The organism is Nocardia sp. No.11 (assembly GCF_038752175.1).
GTDB lineage: Bacteria > Actinomycetota > Actinomycetes > Mycobacteriales > Mycobacteriaceae > Nocardia > Nocardia canadensis.
The window spans coordinates 18,969-36,709 of sequence record NZ_JBCGFB010000042.1; the positions used below are offsets into that span (position 1 = coordinate 18,969).

The 17,741-nt window shown below is 69.7% G+C and carries 21 protein-coding genes; 9 read left to right on the forward strand and 12 right to left on the reverse strand.

Going from position 1 to position 17,741, the window contains the following annotated elements; translation table 11 throughout:
• Position 1 precedes the first annotated feature (1 nt).
• On the forward strand, positions 2-505 hold the full coding sequence (locus V8688_RS15495) for an arginine repressor (protein WP_218718167.1): 504 nt from the start codon (positions 2-4) through the stop codon (positions 503-505).
• Positions 506-614: 109 nt separating this feature from the next.
• Here V8688_RS15495 and V8688_RS15500 read toward each other — a convergent pair whose 3' ends face one another.
• Positions 615-1,085, reverse strand: a complete 471-nt coding sequence (locus tag V8688_RS15500; protein WP_218718166.1) for a hypothetical protein — start codon at positions 1,083-1,085, stop codon at positions 615-617.
• 4 nt (positions 1,086-1,089) lie between these two features.
• Positions 1,090-1,665: a helix-turn-helix domain-containing protein gene (locus V8688_RS15505; RefSeq protein ID WP_308248457.1), complete on the reverse strand. Its 576-nt coding sequence runs from the start codon at positions 1,663-1,665 to the stop codon at positions 1,090-1,092.
• A 126-nt stretch (positions 1,666-1,791) separates the two neighbouring features.
• Here V8688_RS15505 and V8688_RS15510 point away from each other — a divergent pair, with 126 nt between their 5' ends.
• Positions 1,792-3,207, forward strand: coding sequence for an MFS transporter (locus V8688_RS15510; protein WP_218718165.1), 1,416 nt, complete (start codon positions 1,792-1,794; stop codon positions 3,205-3,207).
• 200 nt (positions 3,208-3,407) lie between these two features.
• On the opposite strand, the gene V8688_RS15515 is transcribed toward V8688_RS15510, so the two are convergent.
• Together V8688_RS15515 and V8688_RS15520 are read right to left on the reverse strand one after the other, a co-directional pair.
• On the reverse strand, positions 3,408-4,202 hold the full coding sequence (locus tag V8688_RS15515; RefSeq protein ID WP_218718164.1) for an aldose 1-epimerase: 795 nt from the start codon (positions 4,200-4,202) through the stop codon (positions 3,408-3,410).
• A gap of 51 nt (positions 4,203-4,253) precedes the next feature.
• Positions 4,254-4,409, reverse strand: coding sequence for a hypothetical protein (locus tag V8688_RS15520; RefSeq protein WP_218718163.1), 156 nt, complete (start codon positions 4,407-4,409; stop codon positions 4,254-4,256).
• A gap of 82 nt (positions 4,410-4,491) precedes the next feature.
• Here V8688_RS15520 and V8688_RS15525 point away from each other — a divergent pair, with 82 nt between their 5' ends.
• Entirely contained in the window at positions 4,492-5,184 is a 693-nt protein-coding gene (locus V8688_RS15525; protein ID WP_308248456.1) for a GNAT family protein, read from the forward strand.
• Positions 5,185-5,196: 12 nt separating this feature from the next.
• On the opposite strand, the gene V8688_RS15530 is transcribed toward V8688_RS15525, so the two are convergent.
• Positions 5,197-5,331 carry a hypothetical protein gene (locus V8688_RS15530; RefSeq protein ID WP_255587635.1) on the reverse strand — a complete coding sequence of 45 codons (135 nt, stop codon included), beginning with the start codon at positions 5,329-5,331 and terminating at the stop codon, positions 5,197-5,199.
• A gap of 29 nt (positions 5,332-5,360) precedes the next feature.
• Positions 5,361-5,501: a hypothetical protein gene (locus tag V8688_RS15535; RefSeq protein ID WP_218718162.1), complete on the reverse strand. Its 141-nt coding sequence runs from the start codon at positions 5,499-5,501 to the stop codon at positions 5,361-5,363.
• Between the two features lie 285 nt (positions 5,502-5,786).
• Here V8688_RS15535 and V8688_RS15540 point away from each other — a divergent pair, with 285 nt between their 5' ends.
• From V8688_RS15540 to V8688_RS15550, 3 genes are all read left to right on the forward strand, one after another.
• Positions 5,787-6,989 carry an argininosuccinate synthase gene (locus V8688_RS15540; protein ID WP_218718161.1) on the forward strand — a complete coding sequence of 401 codons (1,203 nt, stop codon included), beginning with the start codon at positions 5,787-5,789 and terminating at the stop codon, positions 6,987-6,989.
• A 99-nt stretch (positions 6,990-7,088) separates the two neighbouring features.
• A complete protein-coding gene (gene argH / locus V8688_RS15545) occupies positions 7,089-8,507 on the forward strand; it encodes an argininosuccinate lyase (protein ID WP_316574114.1) in 1,419 nt (472 codons plus the stop codon).
• 41 nt (positions 8,508-8,548) lie between these two features.
• Complete coding sequence (locus tag V8688_RS15550; protein WP_316574115.1) at positions 8,549-8,872, forward strand: multidrug efflux SMR transporter; 324 nt, start codon at positions 8,549-8,551, stop codon at positions 8,870-8,872.
• Between the two features lie 10 nt (positions 8,873-8,882).
• Here V8688_RS15550 and ilvA read toward each other — a convergent pair whose 3' ends face one another.
• Both ilvA and V8688_RS15560 read right to left on the reverse strand, forming a co-directional pair.
• Positions 8,883-10,100, reverse strand: coding sequence for a threonine ammonia-lyase (ilvA, locus tag V8688_RS15555; RefSeq protein WP_342801098.1), 1,218 nt, complete (start codon positions 10,098-10,100; stop codon positions 8,883-8,885).
• Between the two features lie 68 nt (positions 10,101-10,168).
• The gene (locus tag V8688_RS15560; RefSeq protein WP_342801099.1) at positions 10,169-11,338 is read right to left on the reverse strand and encodes a serine hydrolase domain-containing protein; all 1,170 of its coding nucleotides are present in this window, start codon (positions 11,336-11,338) and stop codon (positions 10,169-10,171) included.
• Between the two features lie 106 nt (positions 11,339-11,444).
• Here V8688_RS15560 and V8688_RS15565 point away from each other — a divergent pair, with 106 nt between their 5' ends.
• The 3 genes from V8688_RS15565 (at position 11,445) to V8688_RS15575 (ending at position 14,469) form a co-directional block, all read left to right on the forward strand.
• Positions 11,445-12,167: a GntR family transcriptional regulator gene (locus V8688_RS15565; RefSeq protein ID WP_218718156.1), complete on the forward strand. Its 723-nt coding sequence runs from the start codon at positions 11,445-11,447 to the stop codon at positions 12,165-12,167.
• 83 nt (positions 12,168-12,250) lie between these two features.
• Complete coding sequence (locus V8688_RS15570) at positions 12,251-13,741, forward strand: NCS1 family nucleobase:cation symporter-1 (protein WP_342801100.1); 1,491 nt, start codon at positions 12,251-12,253, stop codon at positions 13,739-13,741.
• On the forward strand, positions 13,741-14,469 hold the full coding sequence (locus V8688_RS15575; RefSeq protein ID WP_218718154.1) for an aspartate/glutamate racemase family protein: 729 nt from the start codon (positions 13,741-13,743) through the stop codon (positions 14,467-14,469). Before V8688_RS15570 ends, V8688_RS15575 begins: the two co-directional genes overlap by 1 nt.
• Before the next feature lie 8 nt (positions 14,470-14,477).
• Here V8688_RS15575 and V8688_RS15580 read toward each other — a convergent pair whose 3' ends face one another.
• The 4 genes from V8688_RS15580 to V8688_RS15595 form a co-directional block, all read right to left on the reverse strand.
• On the reverse strand, positions 14,478-14,831 hold the full coding sequence (locus V8688_RS15580; RefSeq protein WP_218718153.1) for a hypothetical protein: 354 nt from the start codon (positions 14,829-14,831) through the stop codon (positions 14,478-14,480).
• Between the two features lie 198 nt (positions 14,832-15,029).
• Positions 15,030-15,599, reverse strand: a complete 570-nt coding sequence (gene idi, locus V8688_RS15585) for an isopentenyl-diphosphate Delta-isomerase (RefSeq protein WP_316574117.1) — start codon at positions 15,597-15,599, stop codon at positions 15,030-15,032.
• A complete protein-coding gene (locus tag V8688_RS15590; RefSeq protein WP_342801101.1) occupies positions 15,596-16,471 on the reverse strand; it encodes a geranyl diphosphate 2-C-methyltransferase in 876 nt (291 codons plus the stop codon). The genes idi and V8688_RS15590 overlap by 4 nt, the downstream gene beginning before the upstream one ends.
• Positions 16,468-17,730 (reverse strand): family 2 encapsulin nanocompartment cargo protein terpene cyclase, encoded by a 1,263-nt coding sequence (locus tag V8688_RS15595; protein ID WP_342801102.1) that lies wholly within the window; start codon positions 17,728-17,730, stop codon positions 16,468-16,470. Before V8688_RS15595 ends, V8688_RS15590 begins: the two co-directional genes overlap by 4 nt.
• Positions 17,731-17,741 lie beyond the last annotated feature (11 nt).

Genomic DNA, 17,741 nt, shown 5'->3' on the forward strand with positions numbered 1-17,741 from the left:
GATGAGCGCGCCCGAGAAGGGGTCGCCCGCCATCGCCCGCACCCGCGCCGGCCGCCAATCGCGCATCGTGGAGCTGCTGTCCGCGCATTCGGTCCGCAGCCAGACCGAACTGGCGACGCTGCTGGCCGCCGAGGGCATCGAGACCACCCAGGCGACCCTGTCGCGTGACCTCGACGAACTCGGCGCGGTCAAGCTGCGTGCCGCCGACGGTGGCGCGGGTGTCTACGTCGTGCCCGAGGACGGCAGCCCCGTCCGCGGCGTCACCGGCGGCACCGGCCGCCTCTCCAAGCTCCTCGGCGACCTGTTGGTCTCCACCGACGCCAGCGGCAATCTCGCCGTCCTGCGCACCCCACCCGGCGCCGCCCACTTCCTGGCCAGCGCCCTCGACCGCGCCGCCCTGCCCTTCATCGTCGGCACCATCGCCGGCGACGACACCATCGCCGTCATCGCCCGCGAGCCCCTCACCGGCGCCGAACTCGCCGCCCGCATAGAAGAATTGGCCTGATCCTTCTCGCCCCCGCGCGATCGACTGCTCGCGCACGCGCTGGCCGTCGGCCTGGCCCGTTGCCCAGGCAGTCCGCGCAGATGCCGAACCGGTTGCCCGGATAAGCCGGCTATTGCCTGGATGCGCCGTCCGGCCAGACGACGTCCACCGGGATGCCGTGGGCGCGGGCGGAGGCGACGACGGTGGCGGTGCCGCCGCGTTCGCCATCGTCGCCGTCCCAGACTGCGAGGAGGCGATCGCAGTCGGCGACGAGGATCTGGTTGGCGGCTTCGTAGGCGCTCCTGCCCGCCGTCTCGAAGTCCATCACCCGCACCGTGCTCGCACGGTCGATCAGGGCGTCGAACTGGGACGCGTGGTCGGGCTTCACCTCGGCCGAGCGGTAGTCGCGCGAGGGCAGGACGACTTCCAGGCGGCCGCCGGCCGCCAGCACGGCCTCGGCGAAGATCGAGTCCGCGCCGCGGGCCAGGCAGGTGATCCCGATCAGGTCGGGGCAGTCGGTGAGCAGGGCCGAGATCGCTTCGCGCACCAGGGTTTCGGTGGTGGGCGTGAGGTTCATGTGGCCGGTGACGCTGATCCGCATCAGGTCATCCTGCCGGCGCAGCCGGGGCGCGCAGGCCGGCCAGGGCGATCTCGGTGAGCAGGGGAGCCGACTCGGGGGCGGCCTGGCAACCGGCGCCGATGCCGTGGCCGAGCCGCAGGATGTCGCGCGGGCCGACGTCACGGCGCACGAGCCCGGCCTCCTGGACGGGGACCAGGACGGATTCGGCGGACTCGGCCAGCAGGGTCGAGCAGGCGGTGAAGACGTCGGAGGTGCGGTCGATCGCGGCCTTGAGGGTGGCCGCCAGGCCGTGCCGGTGCAGGATGTAGGAGACCAGCTCGCCGAACCACTCGGTGAAAGCGTCCGGGGGAGTGCGGGTTTCGCGCAATTCGGCGGCGCGGGCGGCCAGCGCCTCGATATTGGCGCGGTAGACCGCCTCCATCAGCGCCGTGCGACTCGGGAAGTGGCGGTACAGCGTGCCAGGGCCGACGCGGGCGCGGCGGGCGATGTCGTCGAGGGGCGCCTCGATGCCGTGCTCGGCGAAGGCGTCGCGCGCGCATTCGACGATGCGTTCGTAGTTGCGGCGCGCGTCGGCGCGCATCGGCCGCGACGGTGCGTCCACTCGATCCTCCACTGGAAACGGATGAAGTCTCCGTTTAGGCTTGCGGAAGCGGAGACTTTCTCCCTATGCTAGCTCTGTCATAAACGGAGACTCTCTCCGTTTAGCTTCCCCTTCGATGGAGCTCACTTGACCACCACCACACTTGCTGCGAACGCCCAGGTCGCGCGTGCCCGGCCGGGCATCGTCCTGGCCACCCTGCTGACCTGCCAGCTCATGATCATTCTCGACGTCACCGTGATGAACGTGGCCCTGCCGCGCATCCGCACCGACCTGGAGTTCAGCGCCACCGGCCTGTCCTGGGTGATGAACTCCTACACCCTCGTCTTCGGCGGTCTGCTGCTGCTCGGCGGCCGCGCGGGCGACCTGTTCGGCAGGCGCAGGCTGTTCATCGTGGGCACGACGCTGTTCACCCTCGCCTCGCTGGCGGGCGGGCTCGCGCCCTCGGCGGGCTGGCTGCTCGCGGCCCGGGTCCTGCAGGGCATCGGCGGCGCGATGGCCGCGCCCAATACCCTTGCGCTGCTGACGACTACGTTCACCGAGCCCAAAGCACGCATCCGCGTCCTCGCGTTGTTCTCCGGCATGTCCAGCGCCGGATTCGCCATCGGGCTCATCGTCGGCGGGCTGCTCACCGAATGGGTCGGCTGGCGCTCGGTGCTGTTCATCAATGTGCCGTTCGGACTGCTCATCGTGCTGCTCGCGCTGCGCTATCTGCCCGACGCGCCGCGGCGAGCCGCCCAGCTCGACCTGCCCGGCGCGGTGACCGCGACGGCCGGTGTCGCCGCGCTGGTCTACGGGTTCATCAGCGCGGCCGCGGAGGGCTGGGGCGCGCCGGGCACCGACATCTCCCTGGCGGTCGGCGCGGCACTGCTGGCGGCGTTCGTGGCGATCGAACTCCGTGCGCCGCAGCCCTTGCTGCCGCTGCACCTGTTCGCCGACCGCAACCGGGCCGCCGCCTATCTCAACATGTTCCTCGGGCCGATGGCGGGCATGTCGATGTTCTTCTTCCTGACCCAGTATCTGCAGGATGTGCGCGGGATGAGCGCGCTGGCAACGGGATTCGCCTTCCTGCCGACGGCGGGACTGATGTTCGCGATGATCCGGCTGATTCCCCGGTTACTGGCCCGCTTCGGCCCGAAACCGGTGACCGTGACGGGCACCATCGCGATGACGACCGGGCTCGTACTGCTGACCCGGCTGTCGGCCGACAGCGGCTACTTCCCGCTGCTGTTCGTTGCGATGCTCGCCATGGGCTGCGGTATCGGGCTGGCCTTCTCGCCGCTGAACGTGATCATCATGTCCACGGTGTCACCGGAAGAGGCGGGCGCGGCAGGCGGTGCGTTGCAGACCATGCAGCAGACCGGCGGCGCGCTGGGTCTGGCCGTCCTGGTGACGGTCTTCGGCACCGCGGCCCGCGAGGCGGGCGGTTCACCGACGCACGCCCTCGTCGGCGGGATGACCGCCGCGTTCGGCGCCGCCGCCGTGATCGCGGCCCTGACCTTCGTGGTCGCCCTCACCTTCCGCAGTATCCGATCATCGCAGTAGACCGAAAGCCTTGATCCACCTCGACGAGCGGGACGCGCGACAGGTGACCAGTGCTCGACCACGAAACCGGCTGTCTGCGTGCGGGAGTCCTAGTCGAGGTGGGTGAGCGCGCCGAGGAAGAGGGCGACGAGCGGGCCCCGCGGCCGACGCGCCCTACCGGGTGGTGGCCCGCCCGTCGTCGAGGTCGCGCGCCGGGAGTGTCAGAGCCGTCGCCAGGTCCAGGCCACGTGGACATCCAGCGGCGTGTCCGGCGTGACCATCCGGGGATCGGTATTCAGGCCGTTGGGCGGACCCGACTGGGCCTCCACCGACAGCGACTCCGTCGGCAGGGTCCACACGACGACATCGGTGACGGGCGCGGCGATCGTGAATTCCAGGAAGCCGGGCCAGGTGAGGCGCGCGAGGACACCGTCGGGCATCCCGAAGCAGTCGTCCCACGGCGGGGGAGACGGCGGGAGGCGGCGGCCCGTGGGCAGATAGTCCGGCCCACGCTCGTATTGCCACCCCGGCTGGAACTCGAGGACCAGCGGCCCGGACGCCGCGGCGACCTCGCGCAGGAACCACGGATGCCAACCACCCTGGGCGGGAAAGGGATCGGCGTCGGTGGTGATGCGCAACTCGAGGGTGAGGCCGGTGTCGGTGAGGGCGAACCGCTGGGTGACGGTACCCGCGAACGGCCACGGATCGGTCAGCCGGTGCCGCAGCGTCGCCTCGGTCGCCGAGGCGGACACGACATCCCACGCGCCCTCGCGCGCGGTGCCGTGAATGCTGTGCGGCGGATTGTTGATCGGCATCCGATAGGTCCGGTCACCGACGGTGAAGGTCCCGTAGCCGAGCCTGCCCGCCCAGGGCGCCATGACGAAACACCCGGTCCCTGGGTCCTGGCGGAGCAGCTCGGTCCCGTCGACGGTGAGGCTGTGCAGCGCGCCGCCGTCTCCCGGAGCGATGGTCAGACCAGCGGTGCCCGCGTGGAGACGCACGTCGTCGGCGGCCATGCCGGGGAGGTTAGCGGCGCGCTCCGCTCAGCGGCGGGAGCCCACGCCGGGTCAGTTGAACGGATACTGCCCGCCGCCCGCGCCGCCGCCCGGAGAGTCCGGAGTGGCGACGTCGATGATGTCCTGGACCAGGGCGACGAGGGCACGGCCGACATCGAGCACACCGTTGCCGAGAGTGGAGAATTCCTGTGCGACGTAATGGAGCATCTTGTTCGTCCTCACGTTGGCGAGCCGAATAGTGCTCTCCCAGAGTGCCACACACCGCCGGCAGGGGCACTACATTGCACACGTGCCCGAGAGTTCCGCGACCGTCCGATTCCAGCCCGTGCCCGATCCCCGGCCCGACGACAAGCCCTGGCCGGACATGGTGTGGCCGGTGCCCGACGGCGCCCGGTTGCGCGGCGAGACGGTGCGGCTGACCACGGTCGATCCGTCGGCGGACGCCGGTGAGCTCTTCGCCGCCCTCGACGCGGACGCGGTCTGGGCGCACCTGCCCTGGCGCCCACGCGCGGCGAGCGAATTCGCCGATCATCTCCGGGAATTGAACGCCCACCCCGACTGGCATGTCTGGATCGTCCGCGCGCGCACCGAGATCGGCGATCGAGCGGCGGGCGCGGTGCTCGGCGTCACGTCCTACCTGGATGTCCGCCCGCGGGACGCGGCGCTGGAAATCGGATTCACCGCCTACACGCCGTCGGTCTGGGGCGGTCCGGTCAACCCGGAAGCCAAACTGCTGCTGCTGGAATACGCGTTCGACGAGCTCCACGTGGGTCGGGTGCAGCTGAAGACCGATGTGCGCAACCACCGTTCGCAGCAGGCGATCGCGCGGCTCGGGGCGCAGTACGAGGGCACGCTGCGGCGTCAGTTCCGGCGCGAGGACGGGACCGTGCGCGACAGCGTGCTGTTCTCGATCACCGCCGAGGACTGGCCGCGGGTGCGGGCCGGGCTCACCGAGCGCCTGCGCGCGACCGGGCGCTGCTGACCGCGCGGCGGCTCAGGAGGCGAGGAAGTTCAGGATGGCGAGCGCCAGCGGGGCGCTCAGGTCGAACAGCACGCGGCCGACGTGCAGGCCCGCGGTGGCACCCGCTTCGTAGTTGTCGGACAGGAACTGCAGGATGGTGTCGACCATGGATGCTCCCGGGGTGGTGAGGGCGGGGATCAGGCGAAGAAGCCCTGGAGGATCGGCGTTCCGAGGTCGATCACCGTCTTGGCGACCGTCAACCCCAGATTGCCCAACCCGATGACGACGGCCCCGATGAGGTCGTAGTTCGCCTGGGCGAAATCACGTAGCTGCTGCATGTCCACTCCTCGACCCCGACCGATGGGTAGTTGGTGTGACCAGCGTCTCACAGTTGATGCTTGCTGCCAAGTTGCTGACGCGATGTCACCGCAGGTAGCAGGCGATTTCGTGGGAATCGGACGAGGTCGGGCGCGACGTCACTACCCCCGGGTATGAATGAGATTGCATCATCGTGCATAATCATTTGCAGCAGCGGCGCGAGCCGACCGGCGGCCGGAGCATTCATACTGCTCCAGGCAGCCCGTGCAGCGGAACGACCACACACTTCGAGGAGCACAACAGACATGTCCGATCGCGTCGTACTCGCCTACTCCGGTGGGCTTGACACCTCCGTCGCCATCAGCTGGATCGCGAAGGAGACCGGTGCCGAGGTGGTGGCCGTGGCCATCGACCTGGGCCAGGGCGGCGAGGACATGAACGTGGTGCGCCAGCGCGCCCTGGACTGCGGCGCCGTCGAGGCCATCGTGGTCGACGCGCGCGACGAGTTCGCCGACGAGTACTGCCTGCCCACCATCCAGGCCAACGCGATGTACATGGGCCAGTACCCGCTCGTGTCGGCCATCAGCCGCCCGCTGATCGTCAAGCACCTGGTCGAGGCCGCGAAGTTCCACAACGCGACCACCGTCTCGCACGGCTGCACCGGCAAGGGCAACGACCAGGTCCGCTTCGAGGTCGGCATCGGCGCGCTCGCGCCCGATCTGGAAGTCATCGCCCCGGTCCGCGACTACGCCTGGACCCGCGAGAAGGCCATCGCCTTCGCCGAGCAGAACAACCTGCCGATCAACGTCACCAAGAAGTCGCCGTTCTCCATCGACCAGAACGTGTGGGGCCGCGCGGTCGAGACCGGCTTCCTCGAGGACCTGTGGAACGCGCCGACCAAGGACGTCTACGACTACACCGCCGATCCGACGGTGAACTTCGAGGCGCCCGACGAGGTCATCATCACCTTCGACAAGGGTGTGCCGGTCGCCATCGACGGCCGCCCCGTCACCGTGCTGCAGGCCATCGAGGAGATGAACACCCGCGCCGGACGCCAGGGTGTCGGCCGCCTCGACATGGTCGAGGACCGGCTCGTCGGCATCAAGAGCCGCGAGATCTACGAGGCCCCGGGCGCCATCGCGCTGATCACCGCGCACCAGGCCCTGGAGAACGTCACCATCGAGCGCGAGCTGGGCCGCTACAAGCGCCAGGTCGAGCAGCGCTGGGGCGAGCTGGCCTACGACGGCCTGTGGTTCTCCCCGCTCAAGCGCGCGCTGGACGCCTTCGTGCAGGACAGCCAGCAGCACGTCACCGGCGACATCCGGATGGTGCTGCACGGTGGTTCGGCCGTGGTCAACGGCCGCCGCTCCGAGCAGTCGCTCTACGACTTCAACCTGGCCACCTACGACGAGGGCGACACCTTCGACCAGTCGCTGGCCAAGGGCTTCGTGCAGATCCACGGCCTGTCCTCGAAGGTCGCCGCCCGCCGCGACCTCAACCAGAAGTAGTACGAGAGCACGTCGTAGTCTCGACACCGGCCGGTCCACGCGGACCGGCCGGTGCCGTGCCCAGCCATGCCCGCCAGCCGACCGGAGGAAACCGCGACCATGACCCATAGTGGAACCAACGAAGGTGCGCTCTGGGGTGGGCGATTCGCGTCCGGCCCGGCCGAGGCGATGGCGGCGCTGAGCAAGTCGACCCATTTCGACTGGGCGCTGGCTCCCTATGACATCCGCGCCTCCAAGGCGCACGCCCGCGTCCTGCACAAGGCCGGGCTGCTCTCCGACGACGACCTGACCGGCATGCTGGCCGGCCTGGACGCCCTCGCCGCCGACGTCGCCTCGGGCGCCTTCGGGCCCGCCGAGTCCGACGAGGACGTGCACGGCGCGCTCGAGCGCGGCCTGATCGAGCGGGTCGGCACCGAACTCGGTGGCCGGTTGCGCGCGGGCCGCTCGCGCAACGACCAGGTCGCGACCCTGTTCCGGATGTGGCTGCGTGACGGTGTGCGCCGCGTCGCCGCCGGCGTGCTCGATGTGGTCGATGCCCTGGTCGCCCAGGCCGCCGCGCACCCGGACGCCGTGATGCCCGGCAAGACCCACCTGCAGGCCGCGCAGCCGGTGCTGCTCGCCCACCATCTGCTCGCGCACGCCCATCCGCTGCTGCGTGATCTGGAGCGCCTGCGCGACTTCGACAAGCGCGCCGCGATCTCCCCGTACGGTTCGGGCGCGCTGGCGGGTTCCTCGCTGGGCCTCGACCCCGAGCAGATCGCCGCCGAACTCGATTTCACCGCCTCGGCCGCCAACTCGATCGATGCGACCTCCTCCCGGGACTTCGCGGCCGAGGCCGCGTTCGTGCTGGCCATGATCGGCGTCGACCTGAGCCGGATGGCCGAAGAGATCATCATCTGGAGCACACCGGAATTCGGGTACGTCACCCTCGCCGACGCGTGGTCGACCGGCTCGTCGATCATGCCGCAGAAGAAGAACCCGGACGTCTCCGAGCTGACCCGCGGCAAGGCGGGCCGCCTGATCGGCAACCTGACCGGTCTGCTGGCCACCCTGAAGGCCCAGCCGCTGGCTTACAACCGCGACCTGCAGGAGGACAAGGAACCCCTGTTCGACTCGGTCGCCCAGCTCGAACTGCTGCTGCCCGCCATCGCGGGCCTGGTCGCCACCCTCACCTTCCACACCGACCGGATGGCCGAGCTCGCCCCCGCCGGCTTCACCCTCGCCACCGACATCGCGGAATGGATGGTGCGCCGAGGTGTTCCGTTCCGGGTCGCGCACGAGGCCGCGGGCGCCTGCGTGCGGGCCGCCGAGGCGCGCGGCGTCGGTCTCGACGAACTGACCGACGAGGAATTCGCCGCCGTCGACGCGTCGCTGACCGCGGGGGTACGCGACGTGCTCACCGTCCAGGGCTCGATCGCCTCCCGCAACGCCCGCGGCGGCACCGCCGGTGTCCGCGTCGCCGAACAGCTCGACGAGGTCCGCAAGAACGCCGAAGACGCCCGCGCCTGGCTGAACTGACCGCGGGCGTGTCACCGCCGCGCGGCGGTTACCCTGCGGCCATGACCCTGGTCCTGCTGGCACTGGCCATCGCCTCCGAAGTCACCGCGACGGTGTCGCTGAAGCTCTCGGACGGTTTCACCAAGCTCGTTCCCTCGATCGTCGTGGTCATCGGCTACGCCACCGCGTTCTACTTCCTGTCCCAGGCGCTGAAGCGGGGCATGGCGATCGGGGTGGCGTACGGGATCTGGTCGGCGGTGGGTGTCGCGGCGATCGCGCTGATCGGGGTGCTGTTGCTGGGGGAGCGGCTGACCCTGGTGCAGGTCGGCGGGATCGGGCTGGTGATTCTCGGTGTGCTCGCGCTGGAACTCGGTGGCGCGCACTGACGTCGGTGCGCTACAGCTCCGCGCGGACCCGGAAACCCGCGTCGCGCAACGCCTCCAGGACGTCGTCGCGGTGGGCGGGGCCGCGCGTCTCGACGGTGAGCGAGACCTCCACCTCGTCGACCTCGAGCCACATCCCGGTGCGTGAGTGGACGATGTCGACCACGCTCGCCCCGGCGCGCCCGACCACCCCGAGCAATGCCGACAGCGCGCCCGGCCGATCGGCGATGGTCACTCGCATCGCCAGGTAGCGGCCCGCCGCGCTGAGGCCGTGCCCGATCACCCGGGTGAGCAGCAGCGGATCGATATTGCCGCCGGACAGGATGGTCACCACCGGGCCGGGCAGCGCGCGGTCGCTCAGCGGGGACAGCAGCGCGGCCACACCCGCCGCGCCCGCCGGTTCGACGATGAGCTTGGCCCGTTCCAGGCACAGCAGCAGCGCCTTCGACAGCGCGTCCTCGTCGACGGTCACGATCTCGCCCACCAGCTCCGCGACGTGCGCGAACGGCACCGCGCCGGGCAAGCCGACCGCGATGCCGTCGGCCATCGTCGCCATGCGCGGCACCCGGACCGGCTTGCCCGCCGCCAGGGAATCGGGCCAGGCCGCGGCCTCTGCCGCCTGCACCCCGATCACCGTGACCCGCGGCGCGAGCGCGTGCAGCGCCACCACCACACCGGCGAGCAGGCCGCCACCGCCGGTCGGTACGACGACGGTGCCGACGTCGGGCACCTGCTCGAGGATCTCCAGCGCCACCGTCGCCTGACCGGCCACGATATCGGGATGATCGAACGGGTGGATCAGCGTCGCACCCGTCCGCTCGGCGAATTCCTGTGCGGCGAGCAGGGATTCGTCGATGGTGTCGCCCACCTGATGCACCTCGGCGCCGTAGGCGCGGGTCGCCACCAGTTTGGGCAGTGACGCGCCGATCGGCATGAACACCGTCGAGGTGATGCCGAGCTCGGCGGCCGACCACGCGACACCCTGCGCGTGATTGCCCGCGCTGGCCGCCACCACCCCGCGCGCCCGCTCGGCCGCCGGGAGATTCGCGATCCGGTTGTAGGCGCCACGCGGCTTGAACGAGCCGGTGCGCTGCAGGTTCTCGCATTTGAGCAGCACCTGCGCACCGACCCGTTCCGACAGCACCCGCGACCCCACGGTCGGCGTGCGCCGGATCACCGGCGCCAACAGCCGCGCGGCCGCCTCGATCCGCTCGAGTCCGACGGTCTCCATGGCCACATCGTGCCAGCCGGGCGTGGGGACCGGTGATCACCACGCGCCGGTGGCGATGGCGATGACGGCTAGGCGGCCTTGGCGATGTTGTGGGCCATGGTGCCGAGGCGGGTGAGCCGGGCGTCGCCGAGGGGCGTGAGTTTGCCGCCGAGCCGGTTGGTGACGAAGGCCAGCGACATCCCGGTCTCGGGGTCGGCGAAGGCGCCGGAGCCGCCGAGGCCGAAGTGGCCGAAGGCCGAGATCGGTGCGGCCTTGGACGGTTTCATCGGGACTCCGTGGAATCCGAGGGCCCACGGAATGCGGAAGGCCAGCACGTAATCGGGAGTGAAGACCTGGCGGGTGGCGACGCGGCGGATCGACCCCGGTTCCAGGATGCGGGTGCCGTCGAGTTCGCCGTCGTGCGCCAGCGCCGCGTAGACCCGGGCCAGTGCGCGCGCCGAGAACACACCGTTGACCCCGGGCATGACCGAGTCGTGCACGCGCGGATCGACGATGAGGTCGGCGAACCCGCGCGGGGTGGTCTCCGCGGCCGCCGCGTACCTGGTGCGGGTGAGCAGATCCGAGCCCCGGTCCCAGTCCATGCCCGCGGCCCGCAAGCGCGGAAACGTGGTGGCGATGCGGTGGCGCTGGTCCGTCGGTACCCGGAACCAGAGTTCCTCGGCGCCGAGGGGTTCGGCGAGTTCGGTGCGGACCACGTCGACGAATTCGCGTCCGGTCACCCGGCGCACCAGTTCGGCGGCCAGATGCCCGTAGCTGATCCCGTGATAGCCGCTGGTGACCCGGTGCCGGGGATCGGGAGTGGCCGCGGCCAGCGCGGCGGTGACGGCCTCGTCGTCGAGGAAGCGTTCCACGGGCCCGGGCAGCAGGCCGCGCAACCGATGCAGGCCCGCACGGTGGGTGAGCACGTCGCGCACCGTGATGTGTCCCTTGCCCGCCGCCGCGAACTCGGGCCAGTACTCGGCCACCGCGGTGTCGTAGTCGAGGTGGCCGCGCTCGGCGAGCTGATGGATCACGGTGGAGGCGACGCCTTTTCCGGTGGAGAAGGCCAGCGCGACCGTGTCCGACGCCCACGGCACCCCGGGACTCGCGTACCCCGCCCAGACGTCGACGACCGGCTCGCCGTGCAGGTACACGCACAGCGCGCCGCCACCGTGCGACGGTTTGCGGAAGAGGCGGTCGAACATCGCGACCAGGCTGACGAAACGGCGATCCACCGACTGCGTTGTCGAAACTCCCATCGTTCGAGCATGCCACCCCGCACACAGGACCGGTCGGTACGGTGATCGTTTCCTGACCGTCACATAGCGGACAGCGCTCGCAATACATCGTCCATAGCATGTGGGTATGCCCCCGAGAAGACGATCGGCGCTGCTCGCGAGGCTCGTGGTGGACGAGCCCGGCCGCCCCCAGGTGATCCTCGGCGAACTGCGCCGGGTGATCCTCGACGGCGCCGTGCCACCGACCACCGTGATTCCGCTGCGTGAGGTGGCCGTGCTGTTCGGCGTGAGCCACATCCCCGTGCGCGAGGCGCTCAAGACGCTGATCGGGGAGGGGCTGGTCACCCATCGCCCGCAGCGCGGCTACCAAGTGGCCCAGCTCACGCCCCGGGAATTGCGTGAGATGTACATCGTGCGCGACACCTTGGAAACCGCCTCGCTCGCGGCCGCCGCGACCAACGCCGGCGAGGCCGAACGCGCGCATCTGCTCGCGGTGAACGAACTCCTCGAGCGTGCGATCCTCGACGACGACCCGGAGACCTATCAGCGCCAGTCGCGCAGCTTTCATGTCGCGCTGACTCGCCCGTCGCGGATGTTCCGGCTGCTGCACATGCTCGAAGCCGCCTGGAACGTCACCGAACCCGTGCAATCCATGGTCCACATCGATCGGTGTGACCGGGAGCGATTGCACTCCGACCACATCGCGATGCTCGACGCGTTCCTGGCCCGCGATGTCGAGCGACTGCTCGCGGTCGCCGACGAACACCATCGGCGCCTGGAATCGGTGATCGCGACCCTGCCGACCGACACCGGATTGCTCGCGCCCGAAGATATATCTTCCGTGCAATAGCCGGGAAATTGTCGGGAAACCGAAGGGCAACTGCTGATACTTACCGTCAGCGAAGCAGATTCACCCTTCGGATGGGAACGACCATGACCGATACCATCACCTCCTCGGCGGGTGTACCCGCCGGTGATCCACCCGCCTACGATCCCCGGCTGACCAACGAGGATCTGGCGCCGCTGCGCACGCAGAACTGGGGCACCTACAACATCTTCGCGTTCTGGATGTCGGATGTGCACAGCGTCGGCGGATATGTCACGGCCGGTAGCCTTTTCGCACTCGGCCTGGCCAGCTGGCAGGTGCTGGCGGCCTTGCTCATCGGTATCACCATCGTCTATTTCTTCTGCAATCTGGTGGCCAAGCCGAGTCAGGTGACCGGCGTGCCCTATCCGGTGATCTGCCGCAGCGCTTTCGGGGTGCTCGGCGCGAATATCCCGGCCATCATCCGCGGGTTGATCGCGGTCGCGTGGTACGGGATCCAGACCTTCCTCGCTTCGGCGGCGCTGGATGTCGTGCTGGTGAAACTGTTTCCGGGATTGGCGCCGTACGCCGTCACCGCCGACTATGGGTTCCTGGGCTTGTCGCTGCTCGGCTGGGGTAGCTACCTGCTGCTCTGGGTGGTGCAGGCGTGCGTGTTCTGGCGCGGCATGGATTCGATCCGCAAGTTCATCGACTTCTGTGGTCCTGCTGTGTATGTCGTGATGTTCGTGCTGTGCGGATATCTCATCGCGAAAGCCGGCTGGGGCGCGATCGACCTGAACCTGGGCGAGGTGACCTACACGGGCTGGGCGTCGGTGCCGGTGATGCTCGGCGCGATCGCGCTGGTGGTGTCCTACTTCTCCGGGCCGATGCTGAATTTCGGTGACTTCTCCCGCTACGGCAAGAGTTTCCAGGCCGTGAAGACCGGCAATCTGCTCGGCCTGCCGGTGAATTTCCTGGTGTTCTCGTTGCTGGTCGTGATCACCGCGTCGCTGACGGTGCCGGTCTACGGTGAATTGATCACCGATCCCGTCGCCACCGTCGCCAAGATCGACTCCACCTTCGCTATCGTGCTCGGTGCGCTCACCTTCACCATCGCCACCATCGGCATCAATATCGTCGCGAACTTCATCTCGCCCGCGTTCGATTTCTCGAATGTGAGCCCGCAGCGGATCAGCTGGCGCGCGGGCGGCATGATCGCCGCGGTCGGTTCGGTGCTCATCACGCCGTGGAATCTGTACAACAATCCCGATGTCATCCATTACACGCTCGAAGTGCTCGGCGCTTTCATCGGCCCGCTGTTCGGCGTGCTGATCTGCGACTACTACCTGGTGCGCAAGCAGAAGGTGATCGTCGACGATCTGTTCACCATGTCCGAGCAGGGGACCTACTGGTATCACAAGGGCTATCACCCGGCCGCAGTCGTCGCGACCGCCGTCGGCGCCCTCGTCGCGGTGTTCCCGGTGCTGGCCAACAGCCTGCCCGGCATGCATACCGCCGCCCAGTACAGCTGGTTCATCGGCTGCGGTCTCGGCTTCCTCGCCTACTACGCGCTGACCGCGGGCAAGCGCGCGGCGGCCGCCCAGCAGGTCGGTGCCTGATGCGGATCCGGGTCGTCAACCCGAACACCACGCGAGCGATGACCGAGACGATCGAGCAGTGCGCCCTGGCCGTCGTGGGCCCGGGCACGCTGCTCGACGCGGTCACCTCCGAGACCGGTCCGGCCTCCATCGAGAGTCACTACGACGAGGCGATGAGCGTGCCCGGGCTCCTCGCGGCGATCCGGCGCGGCGAAGCCGACGGCGTGGACGGCTACGTCATCGCCTGCTTCGGCGATCCGGGGCTGGACGCGGCCAGGGAACTGGCGGCGGGCCCCGTGATCGGGATCGCGGAGGCGGCGATGCACACCGCGAGCCACCTCGGCCGCGGGTTCAGTGTGGTGACGACCCTCGGCCGCACCCTCGGCCGGGCCGCGGATCTGGCCGAACGCTATGGCATGCAGCGGTTCTGCCTCGGCATCCACGCCTGCGAGCTCCCCGTGCTCGCGCTCGACACCGACCCGGACGCCCGCAAGATCGTGACCGAGGCGTGCCGGACCGCCGTGTCCGCCGACGGATCCGACGCGGTCGTGCTCGGTTGCGCGGGGATGGCCGACCTGTGCGCGCACATCAGCGCCGAGATCGGCGTCCCGGTGATCGACGGCGTGGCGGCGGCGACCCTGACCGTGCAGTCACTGGTGACGCTCGGCCTGCGCAAGTCGGGCAGGGGAGAGTTCGCCACGCCGCCGCCGAAGACCTACACCGGACTGCTGGAGTCGTTCGGCTCCTGAGCGCCGGGTCAGACCCCGATGGCTTCGGGGGTGAGCTCCGCCAGCACGGCATCGAGATCGTCGACGTCGACGACCAGGCGGGTGAAGTCGGGTCCGTCCAGGTCGATGCGGACGGCGCTGCCGCCGAAGGTGGTGTCCCAGAACTCTTTTCGGCCCTTGCCGCGATAGACGCCGGCCGCGATCACCCCGGGGATGAAGGTGCCGGGGGCGCGGACCCACGGCGGGCGCAGGTCGACCTCGGCGGGGCGGATGCCGGTGATGGCGGCGCGGTCGATCACGACCTGCTGGCGCAGGGCGAGCAGGCGATGCCCGCCGAGTACATGGACCGTCACCGTGTCGTCGTTGATCTCGACCTCGACCATCGCTACCTCACTCGCCGTCGGTGGAACCGTTCCCTGTTCAGGGTCCCCGTCCGGCCTGGTCGGCGACTGTGGCGAGCCTGTGATTTCACCAAGAACATAAAACATCGGCAGATATAGATATGCGCATCTAACTTTTGGATACCTCCTGGGAGTAGGCGGACAGCGTCCTGGCCGGACAAGCCGCAAGGAGGGGAGGGGTTAGGCCTGGCCGGCGGCGTGCGCCCGGTCGGCGATCTCGAGCACCTCGGCCAGCCACGGCGTGTACCGGCCCGGATGTTCGGCGAGGTCGGCCCGCAGGCTGCCCGGGGCGATCCACGCCCAGGTGGCGACCTCGGCCGGGTCGGGCTGCGGCGGCACCTCACCGGCCACGCCGATCAGGACGTGGTCGTACTCGTGCTCGACCCGGCCGGTGGTCTCGTCGCCGGCGCGATAGCGGAAAGCGCCGACCTCGGTGAGTTCGGCGGCCATGCCGAATTCCTCGCGCAACCGGATGGCGGCGGCTTCGAGCACCGGCTGACCGGGCGCGGGGTGCCCGCAGCAGGTGTTGGCCCACTGCAGCGGGAAGCGGGTCTTGACCGCGGCGCGCTGCTGGATCAGCACGTTGCCGTGGCGATCGAACAGCAGCACCGAGAAGGCGCGGTGGAGCGTGCCCGGTGGCCGATGAGCATCGGCCACCGAGCACGCTCCGATCGCCACACCCGCGTCGTCGACCAGCTCCACGGGCAGGGCTTCGCGGTCGGTCGACGGTTCGGCGAGCTGTTCGGTCACCTGGCCACCTTATCGGCGACGATCATCAGGTACTGGAAGCTCCCCTCGCGGTAGGCGGTGAGGAAGGGCTGCTCGACGCCGGTGGCGAGCTCGGAATGAGTGCGCAGCTCCCAGTAGGGGATGGTGTCGGGCGTGAGGTCGACCACGGTGGTGGGGACCAGACCGTTGTCGGACAGGGCGCGGAAATACTCGCTGCGCGGATGGATCATGCAGCCGTAGTGCGCGTCGATCCAGCTGACCGAGGCCGAGCGGCCCCCGGTCACGTCGTTGGAGCAGCCGGTGATGCACACGTACCGGCCGCCGGGTTCCAGCAGCCGGCTGAACTCGTCGTACAGATCGAACAGGTCGACGTACATGGTGGTCTCGTTGGTCCAGATGCCGCGCACCGATTCGTCGGCGAAGCCGGTGTCGAGCATGTTGCGGAAGTGGAACCGGACCCGGTCGCCGACGCCGCGGGACGCCGCCTGGTCGTTGGCGAAGCCCACCTGGTACTCGGAGATGGAGACCCCGTCGACCTGGCAGCCGAAGCGATCCGCCGCCATGAAACTGGTGCCGCCGCGGCCCGAGCCGCCGTCGACGAGGCGGTCCGCGGTCTGGATCGGACCGAGATGGTCGAGCAGGTAGTCGGCCTGGGCGGTCTCGAGCCGGTGCAGTTCCCGCACGATGCGGTCCTGCCTGGTCGACTCCGCTCCCTCGATGACCGACCAGTCGGGGGCGCCGATGCCGTAGTGGTGGTGGTAGAGACCATCGACCTCGCCCAGTTTGGTGTTGACCCGGTCGTCGTTGGGATTGTTGTTCCAATACGCCGCGACGGAGCGCTGGTAGGTGGTGCGCAGGACAGTGCTGTCGGTGCGGGGGTTCGCGATGGTCATCGGTCGTCCTCTCCTGGTGCGATGTCGTGGTATCGGCGGCTGCCGGCGTGCCAGGCGCGGTTGCCACCCATCCAGGCCCACAGGCCGGCCAGAAAGCGGCGCAGCTGGGGTGAGCCCGCGGCGGCGAGCGGGGCCGCTTCCCGTTCGAAGCGGTGCATGAGCTCGTCGTGGATCTGTGCGGTCCGCAGGACCGCCTCGGCGCGGCTACAGCCCTCCTCGGCGGCCAGGACCGTCGGCAGATTGAACTCCCTGCCGCCCGAAAGGTCCTCGCGCGCCATCGAATACAGGTCGTTCACCATCTGGGCGGCCAGCGCCGCGGTGGTGGTGACCCGTCGGACGGCCGGATCGGTGTACTCGGGGGCACCGAGCTCGTAACCCCCGACGACGTCGATCGGCGCCATACACGGCAGGAAGCTGTGCGGCTGCCGGTTGGTCAGGTACTCCCAGACCGGGGGCATCCGGTCCGCGGCGCGCCAGCCGGCCTCGGCGCCGAGCGCGATGAACCAACCCGCGATCTCGGTGCGTAACCTGGCCAGCTGCGCCGGGCTCGCGTACCCCGCCAGGCACGCGAAGGAGGTGCGGAAGGCGCGCAGGATCGGGTCGGTCTGCATGGCCTGTTCGAGCCGGGGCGCGTACCGCGCGGGCAGGTGCGCCGGGTCCATCGCGGCCGCGGCGAGCTCGAGCCGGGGGCCGAGTTCGGCGGCGGCGCTGGACGGGGTGCCGTCGGGTGCGGTGTCGCCAGGGGCGTCCTCCTCGCAGTAGTAGTCGTCGACCGACCATTCCGCGACCGCGCAGCGGGCGGCCCCGAGGAGCAGATCGGGGTCGTCGCAATCGGGATGGGCGAGCATGATCAGCCGGCCGAAGTCGGCCTTGCCGAGTTCGTCGAGTCGTCCTTCGTAGAGGCCGATCTCGGCGGCCCAGGCGAGCAGGCCGACATTGACGGCCTCGGCCAGGGCGGGGTCGTCACGTTCGGGTGGTGGACAGTAGAGAGCCGGAATCTGCTGTGGTGCGGTGGGTGTCGTCTCGACGGCGGCACTGCGCCAGAGACTGGTGGTGCCGATTCCGGTCGGGCCGGGTAGCCGGCGCGGACCTGCCGATGGACGCACCGCCGGTGGAACACGCTGCGGGAGAACGGCGGCCGAGGTGCCGAGCCGGGCGAACAGGACCGCGGGTGCGGTCGCGTCGTGGAGCAGGGCGGCCACCGTGCCCGCGAGCTCGGTACTCGCGTGGGGCGCCGCCGCCCTGGTGAGGATCGACACGGCGCGCGCCG